Origin of the sequence: Halobacillus sp. GSS1 (assembly GCF_017307035.1) — a bacterium.
In the GTDB taxonomy this organism is placed as follows: Bacteria; Bacillota; Bacilli; order Bacillales; family Halobacillaceae; genus Halobacillus; species Halobacillus litoralis.
In genome coordinates, this window is the sequence record NZ_JAFLHE010000006.1 from 52,846 (window position 1) to 65,748 (window position 12,903).

12 protein-coding genes and 1 pseudogene are annotated in these 12,903 nt (G+C 44.8%); 7 read left to right on the forward strand and 6 right to left on the reverse strand.

Annotation, left to right across the window (positions count from 1 at the left end):
• Positions 1-163: 163 nt before the first annotated feature.
• Genes coxB through J0K78_RS13060 form a run of 3 tightly spaced genes read left to right on the forward strand, consistent with a single transcriptional unit; the run spans position 164 to position 3,363 of the window.
• Positions 164-862, forward strand: a complete 699-nt coding sequence (gene coxB / locus J0K78_RS13050) for a cytochrome c oxidase subunit II (protein WP_206947484.1) — start codon at positions 164-166, stop codon at positions 860-862.
• A 24-nt stretch (positions 863-886) separates the two neighbouring features.
• On the forward strand, positions 887-2,794 hold the full coding sequence (ctaD, locus tag J0K78_RS13055; RefSeq protein ID WP_206947542.1) for a cytochrome c oxidase subunit I: 1,908 nt from the start codon (positions 887-889) through the stop codon (positions 2,792-2,794).
• Positions 2,791-3,363 carry a cytochrome c oxidase subunit 3 gene (locus tag J0K78_RS13060; protein ID WP_206947485.1) on the forward strand — a complete coding sequence of 191 codons (573 nt, stop codon included), beginning with the start codon at positions 2,791-2,793 and terminating at the stop codon, positions 3,361-3,363. Before ctaD ends, J0K78_RS13060 begins: the two co-directional genes overlap by 4 nt.
• Positions 3,364-3,955: 592 nt before the next feature.
• Here the strand turns inward: J0K78_RS13060 and J0K78_RS13065 are convergent.
• Positions 3,956-4,672, reverse strand: a complete 717-nt coding sequence (locus J0K78_RS13065; protein ID WP_206947486.1) for a YwaF family protein — start codon at positions 4,670-4,672, stop codon at positions 3,956-3,958.
• A gap of 420 nt (positions 4,673-5,092) precedes the next feature.
• Between J0K78_RS13065 and J0K78_RS13070 the strand changes: the two genes are divergently transcribed.
• From J0K78_RS13070 to J0K78_RS13080, 3 genes are all read left to right on the forward strand, one after another.
• Positions 5,093-6,436: a sodium-dependent transporter gene (locus J0K78_RS13070; protein ID WP_206947487.1), complete on the forward strand. Its 1,344-nt coding sequence runs from the start codon at positions 5,093-5,095 to the stop codon at positions 6,434-6,436.
• A 770-nt stretch (positions 6,437-7,206) separates the two neighbouring features.
• On the forward strand, positions 7,207-7,506 hold the full coding sequence (locus tag J0K78_RS13075) for a YwdI family protein (protein WP_206947488.1): 300 nt from the start codon (positions 7,207-7,209) through the stop codon (positions 7,504-7,506).
• A 12-nt stretch (positions 7,507-7,518) separates the two neighbouring features.
• On the forward strand, positions 7,519-7,887 hold the full coding sequence (locus tag J0K78_RS13080) for a DUF423 domain-containing protein (protein ID WP_206947489.1): 369 nt from the start codon (positions 7,519-7,521) through the stop codon (positions 7,885-7,887).
• Between the two features lie 2 nt (positions 7,888-7,889).
• Here J0K78_RS13080 and J0K78_RS13085 read toward each other — a convergent pair whose 3' ends face one another.
• The 4 genes and pseudogenes from J0K78_RS13085 to hemQ form a co-directional block, all read right to left on the reverse strand.
• Positions 7,890-8,138: a hypothetical protein gene (locus tag J0K78_RS13085; protein ID WP_160910838.1), complete on the reverse strand. Its 249-nt coding sequence runs from the start codon at positions 8,136-8,138 to the stop codon at positions 7,890-7,892.
• Positions 8,139-8,227: 89 nt separating this feature from the next.
• Entirely contained in the window at positions 8,228-8,710 is a 483-nt protein-coding gene (gerQ, locus tag J0K78_RS13090; RefSeq protein ID WP_370551131.1) for a spore coat protein GerQ, read from the reverse strand.
• A gap of 42 nt (positions 8,711-8,752) precedes the next feature.
• A pseudogene (locus tag J0K78_RS13095) lies at positions 8,753-9,129 on the reverse strand (cell wall hydrolase).
• 755 nt (positions 9,130-9,884) lie between these two features.
• Positions 9,885-10,622 carry a hydrogen peroxide-dependent heme synthase gene (gene hemQ / locus J0K78_RS13100; protein WP_206947544.1) on the reverse strand — a complete coding sequence of 246 codons (738 nt, stop codon included), beginning with the start codon at positions 10,620-10,622 and terminating at the stop codon, positions 9,885-9,887.
• Between the two features lie 256 nt (positions 10,623-10,878).
• On the opposite strand from hemQ, the gene pta reads away from it, so the two are divergent.
• Positions 10,879-11,850: a phosphate acetyltransferase gene (gene pta, locus J0K78_RS13105; protein ID WP_206947490.1), complete on the forward strand. Its 972-nt coding sequence runs from the start codon at positions 10,879-10,881 to the stop codon at positions 11,848-11,850.
• Between the two features lie 82 nt (positions 11,851-11,932).
• On the opposite strand, the gene lipL is transcribed toward pta, so the two are convergent.
• Entirely contained in the window at positions 11,933-12,775 is an 843-nt protein-coding gene (gene lipL / locus J0K78_RS13110; protein WP_206947491.1) for an octanoyl-[GcvH]:protein N-octanoyltransferase, read from the reverse strand.
• Positions 12,776-12,903 lie beyond the last annotated feature (128 nt).

Below are 12,903 nucleotides of genomic sequence, written 5' to 3' on the forward strand. Positions count from 1 at the left end.
GCTTTACTGACCACTATCCTCTCATACACATATTTAAACGAAGTCTTGAAGGGGAGAAGCTGTTTTTTAGAGAGGGAGTTTTGTTCTGTAAAGATTAGGTAATAGAGCATAACTAGGCAGTTCTATATCTACGGATTTCCAACCGAAGGGGAGGGAAGAGTCGGTGAATAAACGAGTATTGTCCTTTTTCGTAATCGCTTTCTTAACTGGGTGTCAAATGAGAGTACTCAATCCAAAAAGCGATACAGCTGATACATTGACGAACTTAATCTACCTGAGTTTTGGCATTATGATGCTTGTGCTGATCATCGTATTTGTTTTATTCGTCTACTTTCTTAGGAAATTCCGGGAAAAAGGGGAGGCCAAATTTAATATTCCACCAGATGAAAAGGAGAACAAGTGGCTGGAGATCACATGGACAATTGTTCCTGTTTTATTGCTTGCCATCTTAGCCGTTCCAACGGTAAAGGCTACATATGACCTAACCTCGAAAGTGTCAGGTTCAGCGGGAGGATCAAAAGGCGACGCCATGATTGTCGAAGTGGTCGGCCAGCAATACAATTGGAAATTCACTTATGAGAACGGAAAAGAATCTTATGATGAACTCGTTCTACCTGTAGATCAGGAAGTTCAGTTCCGCCTTACCTCAAATGATGTCATCCATTCCTTCTGGATTCCGAACTTATCAGGGAAAATCGATGTTCTCCCGGGTAAAGTGACGAAATTATCGTTTAAGCCACGTGTAGAGGGGGCGTATCAGGGGAAATGTGCAGAGTTTTGCGGGGCGGAACATACGCTGATGAGGTTTGAGACAAAAGTGATGAGTCAGGAATCGTTTGAGAACTGGGTGCAGGAAGAGTAAACAGGAGAGGGTGGGGTGAATGGGATGAACGTACCTTTTATAGGGGAAGTTCCTTCAGATATCGTGGTGTCCTGGATTGTAACCATTCTTTTGGGCGCAGCCTTGTTTTGGTGGTTGACGACGAGAAGGAAATGGCCATTGGTTTGGGATTATATGACGACGACGGACAACCGGAAAATTGGAACGATGTACATTTTGCTTTCCATGGTTTTCTTTATCCGTGGAGGCATCGATGCCATGTTTATCCGGACCCAGCTGGCTATACCGGAAAATGATTTTTGGGTCTTCCAATCTCAAAAGTATAACGAAGTTTTCACGACGCATGGGACAGTAATGATTTTCTTCGTCTCCATGCCTTTGTTAATTGGTTTAATGAATATCGCGGTACCTCTTCAATTGGGGGCCAATGATCTGGCTTTTCCTTATTTGAATGCGATCAGTTTTTGGTTGTTTGTGGCCGGGGGTGTCATTTTCAATATGGCTTTCTTCTTTAATGCTGCCCCAAATGCGGGTTGGACTTCCTATGCGCCTCTCGCGACAGATACGTTCACGACTGGCCCTAATAACAACTACTACATATTCGGCCTCCAAGTCTCAGGAATGGGTACAATTTTTACAGCCATCAATATGATTGTCACCATCTTTCGTCTCCGTGCACCAGGGATGAAGATGACAAGAATGCCCTTATTTTCCTGGGCTACCCTCGTCACATCTTTTCTTATCATGATTGCTTTTCCGGTTTTAACAATAGCGCTGTTGTTATTGATGTTTGACCGGATTTACGGAACGAGCTTCTTTCTGGGGGAATACGGAGATCCTGTGTACTGGCAGCACTTGTTCTGGATTTTTGGTCATCCGGAAGTGTATATTTTGATTCTGCCTGCCTTCGGAATCTTTTCGGATGTCATCTCAACTTTTTCAAGAAAAAGAGTGTATGGGTACACATCCATGGTGGTTGCGATTGCGTTGATTGGATTACTAGGGTTTATGGTATGGGCACACCACATGTTTACAGTGGGACTTGGTGCATTGGCCAATTCGATTTTTGCCATCACTACGATGTTAATTGCCGTTCCCACCGGCATCAAAGTATTCAACTGGTTGTTTACGATGCGAAAAGGGGTAGTGAGAATAACGACTCCTATGCTGTTTTCATTAGGCTTTATCCCTACATTCGTCATTGGAGGAGTGACAGGGGTCATGCTGGCCGTTGCAGCGGCAGACTACCAGTATCATGATTCGTATTTCGTTGTTGCCCATTTTCACTATACGATGATAGGTGGAACGATTCTCGGGGCATTTGCAGGCATTTATTATTGGTATCCGAAAATGACCGGGAAGATGTTTGATGAAAAACTGGGAAAATGGCATTTCTGGCTCTTTATCATCGGATTTCATTTAACATTTATGCCTCAGCACTTTGCGGGCTTAAATGGGATGCCGCGCCGCGTATATACCTATACGTGGGAAGATGGTGTATTCCTATTGAATTTCGTCAGTACGATCGGAGCGTTTTTGATGGGAGCGAGTATGCTGTTTGTTGCATGGAATTTGTACAAGACTCATCGACTGACTGACCCTGTGGGGGCGGATCCGTGGGACGGACGGACATTGGAATGGACCGTCGGATCACCGGCGCCTGAACATCCATTTCATCCTGTTCCGCAAATCAATTCTATCGATGCTTACTGGTACAGCAAAGTAGAAAGGAAGAGGCTGCCAGAATCCAAAGAGGCCAGACCTTCTCCTATCGCTATTCAAACGGTCGCTCCTGTTCTGCTTGCAGGTGTTTTGATTGTCATGAGTGTGGGTTTTATATATGGATGGGTTTGGATGCAGATCATAGGTGGAATCGCTGCACTGGGTTTCTTTATCCACCGTGTGTTTAATGATGAAAGGAAAGCTGTGTATCGAAAGGAGGAAGAGTCATGAAACAGACGTCGGAGGTGTTATTCAATGACAAACGACTCGGTTTCTTCCTCTACTTAGTTGTCGAAGCCATCATGTTTGCAACGTTGTTCGCTACCTATATCCTTTACACCCCTTCATCTCGGGGAGCGGATCCTGCAGAAGTGTACGAGCTCCGAACCGTCGTATTAACATCCGTTTTCCTCCTTTCAAGCAGCGGTACATTACTAATAGCGGAGAGTGGATTGGAAAATTGGAACCGGCTTAAGGTTTGGATTGGACTGGGTACGACCTTTCTGCTCGGGAGCATTTTTATGGGGTTGGAAGTTCATGAATTTTACAAGTACTGGAGTGAAGGCTACACCCTTACGATGAACAACTTCCTTGCTTCCTTTTATGTACTCGTTGGGCTTCATGCGTCACATGTTGCGTTTGGGCTGGTATGGATGATTCTTTTAATGGTCCAGCTCAAGCAGACGATGCCGAAGTCTTTATTCAAAGAAAAACACAAGATCTTCAACTATTACTGGCACTTCGTCGATGTCATCTGGGTACTCATCATCCTCATCGTCTATGCACCCTACCTATTCTGATATCAAAGCCACCTTTACAGATAAGCTCCCTTTAGTTGAAGACTCAGTTTCGAGATGTTTCGGGGTTCGTTGCCTATGATGAGCGTCAGGGGTGGCTGGGAAGCTACTCGCTTTCCTGCGGGGATGACGGAGAGCCTCCTCGAGCTAAAGCTCTGCGGGGTCTCTCCAGCCCATCCATTCCCGCGGGAGTCTCGCAGCTTCCCAACCACCCCATATCATGTAAGAGAAAACGAACCCCTGTACTTATAAGTAAGACTCTAATTATCCCCACCAAGGCAGGTATAAAGTGCTTTGTATCAAGCATTTACGTTTCCTAAATGTCCATTGGGTAGAGTACATATCATCCACTTACCATAACCATAGAAGCTGATTTTCAAGTAGTGGTTTCGAGAATCTTCCTTGGCAAAGGGGCGGAGGGGAATGGCGAGACTCCTGCGGGAAAAAAGTGCTTGGTGAGACCCCACAGGACGCAGTCCGAGGAGGCTCACCGCGCTGCCGCGGAAAGCGAGCTATTCCCTGCAGCCCCATTCACTCAAAAACATCTCGAAACTGAGTCTTCAACAATCCTGCCATTATATTGAATAACAAGAGGCTATCTAGTTTTCTTGATGAGCTTGTAAAGGAAATACATAAGGGAAAAAACAAAGAAGGCTGTTAGAACCAGGCTGATATAATACAGGACCCCATCTCCCATCCAATCAAGAGGAGTACCGGCAATGGGAGGACCCTTCAAGTACAGATAATTGGTTTGGAAAAAAGTATTGAAAATGAAGATGAACACACTGTATATGATTAAGTAGAAGAAGGTTTCCAACAAGTCTTTACCCCTGATCGTGACTTTTGTCGATACAATCAAAAATAGACTGGTCCAGGAGATAGCCATGTGATGCACAAAGAACTTCCAAAAGCGGAAGTGCTCATATCCATGAGGAATATCGGGAGTGATTAAGGCAATGGCTGCTGGCAGAATACCTATGAAAAAAGTGATTTTAATTAGTTTCGGATGATAGGTAAGGAGTGCGGCCACCCCCAATAAAGAAGCAATTCCGCATAAATGCAGGGGGAGATGGCTCCCTTCCATCCAAAGACCGTGTATGATCGTCCAGGTTTGATAGCTGATCTCAGAAAGGATTAACAACAATAATAGACTGAAACGCACAAGGTTATGTAGTACATTGGAATTCTTTAAAGTTTGATGCATCACAAGGATACCGATAGAAACCACCAAGTAAATGGAGAGCATCCATGTATGGCTGGTTCCGAATGTAATAAAGGTTTGGTCAATTCGTTCACTGAACCATGCTTCCATAATAGCCTCCTAGAGAACGGGCTTTAGCTGTGCTATGATTCTACCATATCATTTGGCTGAAGAGAGGGTCGATATGAAAAAGATCAATTGCTTTCGCTGCAAGCATTTTCGTACAACATGGAACCCGGCATTTCCGAGAGCTTGCGAGGCTTACGGTTTCAAAACGAAAGAAATGCCCTCCGCATTTGTTTTGAAATCGACGGGCTCCGAATGCTTGCAATTTGCTGAAAAGAACCAAAAAAAGAAGAATAATAAAGCCGGGAACCCCTCCATGATTGATTACCGACTGTAAATTAAATGAAATTTCAGAATATGTATGTACACTCGCTTATTCTATGGTATGCTGATGAATATTTCACTAAGCCGAATACAATAGAGAGCGGCTGAAAAAGGTGAATGAGTGAGAGGAGTGTAGAAAGTATGGCGAGAGAACAATGGGGGACGAAGCTGGGCTTTATGCTTGCCGCAATGGGGTCAGCTGTCGGACTCGGAAATATATGGAGATTCTCCTTCGTAGCAGGTAATAATGGCGGAGGCGCTTTTTTAATCTTGTATTTATTATTTGTACTCTTAATTGGCGTACCCCTGTTATTGACTGAAGTTAGTATTGGAAGGAAAGCAGAGAGCGATGTTGTCGGCTCATTCCAAAAGCTTGCACCTAAGACACCCTGGTTTTTGACTGGGTTCTTTGGTATAGCCAGTGCTTTCTTGATTTTAGGGTTTTATGCTGTAGTAGCAGGATGGGCGATCTTTTATTTCTGGAATTATATCAATGGTTCATTCTTTACTTCGCCTGAAGTTGGTTATGATGGCGCTTTTGGTCAATTTATCAGCCACTCATGGCATCCGATTGCCTGGACGGCACTCTTCATGATTCTGACGATTGTTATTGTATTGAGCGGTGTTAAGAAAGGGATCGAAGCGGCGAACAAAATTTTCATGCCTTTACTGGCCATCATTTTAATTGGTCTTGCGTTCTTCAGCCTTTCTTTGGATGGGGCATCAGAAGGTTTGAAATTCTTATTCCAGCCGGACTGGACGGCGTTTAGTAATCCTTCCATATATATAGCGGCTTTGGGGCAGGCTTTTTTCTCCTTAAGCCTTGGAATGGGAGCCATGCTGACGTACGGTAGTTATTTGAAAAAAGAAAACAAGCTACCGAGTGCGACGCTTGGCATAGGCATCATGGATACCTTTTTCGCCGTGATATCAGGTGTGGTGATTTTCCCAGCTGTATTTGCTTTTGGTATTGACCCAAGTTCAGGCCCGCCGCTTGTATTTATTACACTACCAAGTATTTTTGAGCAGATGCCGTTTGGCGGAATAATCGGGCTGGTGTTCTTCTTCGCTTTGATTTTAGCCTCCTTATCATCATCTGTCTCTATTCTGGAAGTACCGACCGCTTACTTTATGAGAGCTTTTGGTTGGACGCGATTTGCTACGAGTGTGTTGGTAGGATCGATTATGTTTGTGCTCGGAATTGGCGTATCCCTAGGCTTTGGCTTATGGTCCGGCGTCACACCGATTGGAGACTTGAATATCCTTGACTCGATGGATTATATCGCCTCCAATATCCTGCTTCCTCTTGGAGGCCTATCCATGGCCCTTCTTGTAGGCTGGTACTTCAAAAAATCCGAAGCATTGGAAGCTACGGATATGAAAAATGGGATGCTTGGCAACGTATGGTTTACAATCATCAAGTTCGTAGCGCCAATCATGATCATTGTCATCTTCTTAAACCAAATCGGAGTCATCTCCCTATAGTTTCAAAACTTAAGAACCTCGACCACCCGTCGGGGTTCTTTTTTACATGCTTGAATTATCATAGCTACTTACTAAAGAATATGGCAGGTTTTTTGAAGACTCAGTTTCGAGACTTATGCTGAGTGGACGGGGGCTACGGGGAATAGCTCGCTTTCCGCGGGAGCGCGGTGAGCCTCCTCGGACTGCGTCCTGTGGGGTCTCACCAAGCACTTTTTTCCCGCAGGAGTCTCGCCACTCCCCTTCGCCCTTTACCTAGGTTGATTCTCGAAACCACTTCTAAAAGATCACCTTGAATAATGAAGAGAAATGAATCATATAAAATTTTTTACTGCGGGCTGCCAGAACTTAAGGCTTGATATAGAGCGTTTTATGCCTACTTAGGATATAGGAATAAGAGACACTCACTCTCGGTATAGGGGTTCGTTCCACTTCTCCACAAATGGGGTGGTTGGGAAGCTGCGAGACTCCCGTGGGAGAAGGAGGTAGGCGAGATCCCGCAGTACGCAGTCCGAGGAATCTCGGCGCTCCCCCACAGGAAAGCGAGTTGCTTCCCAGCCACCCCTAACGCTTAACTAGGCAACGAACCCTGGAAACATCTCGAAACTGAGTCTTCCACAAAAGGGGGCTTATTTGGAATATTGGTTAGAGGGATTTTGCAAGGTAACTTTTTAACATTTGATGAAACTGCTGAAGAGAAAAGGACAGGGGGGAGGGGAACATGTTAAACTACGACAGAGAACCATCTTTTATGGAAAAGGAGAAAACGATTTATGGCAATCACCAACAAAACGGTCTTGAAAAAGATGTCTAGTGAGATACAGGAAGCGATGCTCCAGCATGGAGATGGGCAAAAAGTGAGGGAGCATGTGCGTTCAGTTAAATTGCTTGCTGATTTACTGTTGGAAGAGGAGACAAGCACGCAAACTTCACCGGCTGCAGCCCAGGAACCAACCGTTGAAGAAATACGCAAGATGATGGGAGCAGGCAATCCTGAGCCCGTCCAGAAAGAGAATAAAGAAACGAAAATCGATCATGACGAGGCCAATGGCTCTTCCATTTTCGATTTTTAAGGGGGAGAAGAAATGAAGATATTTTTAATTTTAGCCGTCATTAATGGATTTTCAGCTGTCGCTTTAGGTGCCTTCGGGGCTCATGGACTCGAAGGCAAAGTCTCCGAAAAAGGATTGGATCAATGGGGGAAAGCCGTTGATTACCAAATGTTCCATACGATGGCTTTGTTTGTCACAGCTCTATTGATGAGCAAAATCCAGGCCGGTGCTATGACGGGTGCAGGTTGGTTTTTCTTAGTCGGAATTCTTCTTTTTTCCGGAAGTCTTTACATCTATGCGACATCTGGAATTAAAGTATTTGCTATGATAACTCCGTTCGGTGGCCTTTCATTTTTGATCGGCTGGATTTTGCTGGGTTATGCGATTATTAAGAATCTATAATACTAGAAGTAGAGGATGGTCGTGAAAAACAGAAGAATAACCGCCCTCAAAAGTTGAATGATGGCATTTACTTTTTGCTGGCGTTTCATCTCGAGCATCCCTTCCAAGGCGAAGCTCCCGGCTAGAACGTAGAACATGAGTAAGATGATCCATTGGTGTTCGAGCTGAAATAAACCGACCACGGCAAGGATTACAGCTAACAAAAGGGCACCTAACTGGGCTCTTTGGTAACTCTCATATGGAGGTCGCATTTGTACACCCTTTTCTTTTGGCGTTTAGCCATTACTTTTGAATATGGAAATGAAAAACTCGCTACCGAAATAGCGAGTTTTTTGCTTCATTAACGGGATTGAGGATTGGTCATACCCTGGCCGGTGCCGAAGGGGTAATTGTAGTTGATTTCCTCGTCGAATGTAATGTAATCAAGGTAAACCATCAAGAGTAAATAACGTTTCCCGGTTTGAGGATCGCTAAGTATGATGTGGTCTCTTCCTGCGGCTTCAATAATGCCTTTGAAAACCTTAGCGTTCCACTGGTCATTGTTTTCAAAAGTCATATATACGGTTGCAGGTTTCCCTGAATTCAGCCGTAAAATATTTTCAATGTAGGATTCTTCAGAAGGTAACATATTCGGGGGATTGACGCCCCCTTTAGATTGTCCTTGCTGCATTTGCGGAAATTGAAAGCCACCTTGTTGACTCGGAGGCTGGGTTCCCTGGCCTTGCATTGGTGAAACCGGATAGTAATTCATATACGGGTTTTGGCCGTAATAGGGGGAGGATTGGCCGCCGTACATCGGCTGTCCCTGACCTTGCCCGCCCATTTGCGGTTTCTTTTGTGCCAATTCAATCACTCCTTATTGGAATTAATAAACAGTAGGACAGACAGACCGAGACGGAGAATAGAAGCAGTGGGGTTTGAACCTGCCCGTATTCCATTGATTGGACCCAAACCACTGAGCTCGGCAGTCTGAAGAAGGCTTGACAAACCAAAGTGAATTCGTGGCAGGGTGGAACCGCTCACCGTTGATCGTCCTTTTTGCAAGCCGTTTGTCTTTTTCCTGAGCCCTGTGGTAGAACTAGCCCTAGTGAGCAGCCTTAAAGCAGTGCCATCTCCTCGCACACGGTTGACTTCTGTATTTCCGACCATAAGCATGCCTCGTTTACCTTCTCCTTCAGCCTTTGTCCTCATAAGTATCGATAATAATCTCCCATCGGCCTGCTCGAAGGGGACAACGGCCATGCGGTCACCTCACTTTAATAAAGGCATGATTGCATGTTCTTTAACACTATATGTTGGACGCCCGGGGAGATATGATTAAAAATATTTTCTGATGGACAACAAAAAAGGACCTCCCTAGAAGGGATAGTCCTTTTACTGTTCTTCAACAATATGGCAGGTTTCTTGAAGACTCAGTTTCGAGACTTTCCGGGGTTCGTTGCCAGGGTTGGGCGTCAGGGGTGGTTGGGAAGCTACTCGCTTTCCTGTGGGGGAGTGCCGAGCTTCCTCGGGCTACGCCCTGCGGGATCTCGCCGATCTCCTTTGTCCCACGGAAGTCTCCCAGCTTCCCAATCCCCATTCAAAGAGGGGGTAAACGATCCCCTTCACCAAAGTTGGATGGTCTTCCACTATCCCGGTTGTTGTAGGCATAAAACGCTCTGTATCAAGCTTTCAGGGTTCAAGTACCTCGGCTTGGGAGTATTATCCTTATACTCTCATCAAATAGAATAGCTGATTATTCATGAAGTGGTTTCGAGACACTGATATAGCAAAGGGGCGGAGGGGAATGGTGAGACTCCTGCGGGAAAAAAGTGCATGGTGAGACCCCACAGGACGCAGTCCGAGGAGGCTCACCGCGCTCCCGCGGAAAGCGAGCTATTCCCCGCAGCCCCATCCACCTAACAAAAGTCTCGAAACTGAGTCTTCAAGAAAAGGGAGAGTTAGTGGGGGATATTGGGTATAAAAAAAGCTGCCAGATGAGCTGGCAGCTTTTTTCTTTAAACTTGTAAAAATTGTTCGACAGCGTCTGGCTTGAGGATGTTTCCAATATAGAAAGATCCAAAATCGCCATAACGTGAAGTTACTTCATCAAAGCGCATTTCATATACGAGCTTTTTGAACTGAAGCACATCATGAGCAAATAATGTAACGCCCCATTCCCAGTCATCAAAACCGATGGAACCGGTAATGATCTGACGGATTTTTCCGGCGTATTGGCGTCCTGTCATTCCGTGGGCATACATGAGTTTGGCACGTTCATCTTTTTCAAGGACATACCAGTTGTCATTACCCTGACGGCGCTTGTCCATCGGGTAGAAACAAATGTGATTCCACTTCGGAAGAGTAGGGCGCAGACGCGCTTGAATTTCAGGATCATCCTCGCTCGCATTCCCCATGTAATTGGAAAGCTCTACGACAGAGACGTACGAATAGGAAGGCTTTGTGAATTCTGCCAGTTTAGATTTATTGAAGGTCGTTTCGATTTCATTCAGCTCTTCCATTGTCGGACGTAAAATCATCATCATGAAATCTGCTTTTTGACCGACAATTGTATATAAAGCATGACTACCTTCTTTGCTGCGTTCTGTTTCTTCCCATTGACCGATCAATTCTTTGAATTCATTGATCGCTTCTTCACGGTCTTCGGTTGATGCATACTTCCATGCTGTCCAGTCGACAGAACGAAAATCATGCAGACAATACCAGCCGTCCATGGTAACTACTGCTTCTGGCATGGGATCGATCGCTCCTTTTACATTGAAGTATTGTACTAATAAAACATCCTCCATAAATATAACACATTTACATTTGGATAGATAACGATGCGGGTATGACAAAAGAGTGAACAGTTTAAGAAGTATCATCTATAGAGAAATAGGGTAAAGTTATAAAATGAAATCGCTTCAAACGGAAAACTTGGTTCGAACCACTTTCATTTAAACACAAAAGGTCTTATCATGTATAACAGAATGAAAAAATGGAGGGTTAATCATGAGTAACCTATTTGATACGTTGAAATCTAAAATTGATGGAAAAGGCAAGAAAGTCGTATTTCCAGAAGCTTTAGATGAAAGAATCCTGACAGCAGTAAGTCAATTGGGTGCTGACGGAATGTTGACACCTGTATTAGTCGGTAATAAAGAAAAAGTAGAACAGAAAGCCTCTGAATTGAGTGTGGATATTTCTGCAGCGGAAATCCTTGACCCTGCAAACTACGATGAGTTTGATGAAATGGTCGCAAGCTTTGTTGAGCGCCGTAAAGGAAAAGCGACAGAAGAAAAAGCACGTGAAATCCTTCAAGGTGGAAACTACTTTGGTACCATGCTTGTCTACATGGGCAAAGCAGATGGTCTTGTGAGTGGTGCCGCTCACTCAACAGCGGATACTGTTCGTCCAGCTCTTCAAATCATTAAAACGAAGCCTGGTATTAAGAAAACGTCCGGTGTATTCATCATGGTTCGTGACGAAGAGAAATATGTCTTTGCTGACTGTGCCATCAACATCAACCCTGACAGTCAGGATTTAGCAGAAATCGCTTTGGCAAGTGCAGAAACAGCTCAGCTATTCGACATCCATCCAAAAGTTGCTATGTTAAGCTTCTCAACGAAAGGATCTGCTCAGTCCCCTGAAACGGAGAAAGTGACACAAGCGCTTGAGATCGCCAAAGAACAAAATAATGACCTATTAATTGATGGTGAATTCCAATTTGATGCGGCGTTCGTTCCATCGGTAGCAGAGAAAAAAGCGCCGGATTCTCCATTAATGGGTGAAGCGAACACGTTTGTATTCCCAAGTCTTGAAGCAGGGAATATCGGTTACAAAATTGCCCAGCGCCTGGGTAACTTTGATGCCGTCGGTCCGATTCTACAAGGCTTGAACCAGCCGGTAAACGATCTATCCCGTGGCTGTAATTCTGATGATGTGTATAAGCTCGCCATCATTACTGCTGCTCAAGCTCTATAAGGAAGAGGAAAAGCTCGAGGACAACGTCCAGCGAGCTTTTTTGCTCAACCTGGTAGAAGAAATAGAAAAGCGCTCGACATCCTTATTCCAGGTTGTCGAGCGCTTTTTCGTTTCGTTTGATCATTTGCTCAAACCGCTTATGAAACCAGTCGATTTCGTCTCCTTCTAAAGCGTGGGTGACAAGGTGACCGGAAAGTTCATGTAATTTTATCAGGATACGGTCACGTACGTCGGCAACGCTGAGGTTCGTCCCCAGTAATTCATTTAAAGATGCCATAACGTCTGGATCGATATCAGGATAGCTGAAGCGTGTTTCTTCACTGCGCCTGCCGAGTTCATAGAACCGTTTCAAAAGAGCGGCGCGTTCTGCCCCGCTGCCACTTACGTCAAGATAAATTTGGACTGCGGATCCGTTTTTGACCCGGCGTTGGGAAATACCAGCGAACTTTTTACCATCAATACTCAAATCATAGGTTCCAGGACAATAGGATTGCGTGATTTCATAAGCTTCAATCCCGTCCGTCAAATCGGAAAAGAGTTGGCGTATAAACGAAACCATCGCTTCATAGCCGTCGTGGATATTTACCTGTTTAGAATCAGGGAAGATGAGGGAAAGGTTCAAAACGCCGTCATCCAACACAACGGCAAGTCCTCCGGAATTACGGACGATCACATCATAACCGTTCGATTTCAAATGTTGGATGGCTTCTTTTATATAAGGAAGGCGGGCATCGGGAATTCCGAGTACGATTGTATCGTGGTGGACCCAGAGCCTTGCCGTTGTCGGGCTGATGCGTTCACCGACACTTATGGATAACGCATCGTCCATAGCAAAAGACTGTAGAGCAGAAAATCCTGGACCTAAATTGCTTTGGTCTATGAAGCGATACGTATCTGGTTTTAATAATGGATGTAGTTCATTCATAGCATTCGTTCTCCTTTTCGGGTAGCAACGTCCATTATACCAAAAGTCGCCTCTTGCATGAATGGAGGATCGCTTGTAAAATTCTCTGTTGGATAAAAAATTCATATGAAATGTTAGAGCGCTATAGA

What these genes read in the sequence shown, in the direction of transcription:
- ctaD (WP_206947542.1), top strand. Translation starts at nt 887, where the DNA reads ATGAACGTACCTTTTATAGGGGAAGTTCCTTCAGATATCGTGGTGTCC.
- J0K78_RS13060 (WP_206947485.1), top strand. Translation starts at nt 2,791, where the DNA reads ATGAAACAGACGTCGGAGGTGTTATTCAATGACAAACGACTCGGTTTC.
- J0K78_RS13065 (WP_206947486.1), bottom strand. Translation starts at nt 4,672, where the DNA reads ATGGAAGCATGGTTCAGTGAACGAATTGACCAAACCTTTATTACATTC.
- J0K78_RS13070 (WP_206947487.1), top strand. Translation starts at nt 5,093, where the DNA reads ATGGCGAGAGAACAATGGGGGACGAAGCTGGGCTTTATGCTTGCCGCA.
- J0K78_RS13075 (WP_206947488.1), top strand. Translation starts at nt 7,207, where the DNA reads ATGGCAATCACCAACAAAACGGTCTTGAAAAAGATGTCTAGTGAGATA.
- J0K78_RS13080 (WP_206947489.1), top strand. Translation starts at nt 7,519, where the DNA reads ATGAAGATATTTTTAATTTTAGCCGTCATTAATGGATTTTCAGCTGTC.
- J0K78_RS13085 (WP_160910838.1), bottom strand. Translation starts at nt 8,138, where the DNA reads ATGCGACCTCCATATGAGAGTTACCAAAGAGCCCAGTTAGGTGCCCTT.
- gerQ (WP_370551131.1), bottom strand. Translation starts at nt 8,710, where the DNA reads ATGGGCGGGCAAGGTCAGGGACAGCCGATGTACGGCGGCCAATCCTCC.
- hemQ (WP_206947544.1), bottom strand. Translation starts at nt 10,622, where the DNA reads ATGCCAGAAGCAGTAGTTACCATGGACGGCTGGTATTGTCTGCATGAT.
- pta (WP_206947490.1), top strand. Translation starts at nt 10,879, where the DNA reads ATGAGTAACCTATTTGATACGTTGAAATCTAAAATTGATGGAAAAGGC.
- lipL (WP_206947491.1), bottom strand. Translation starts at nt 12,775, where the DNA reads ATGAATGAACTACATCCATTATTAAAACCAGATACGTATCGCTTCATA.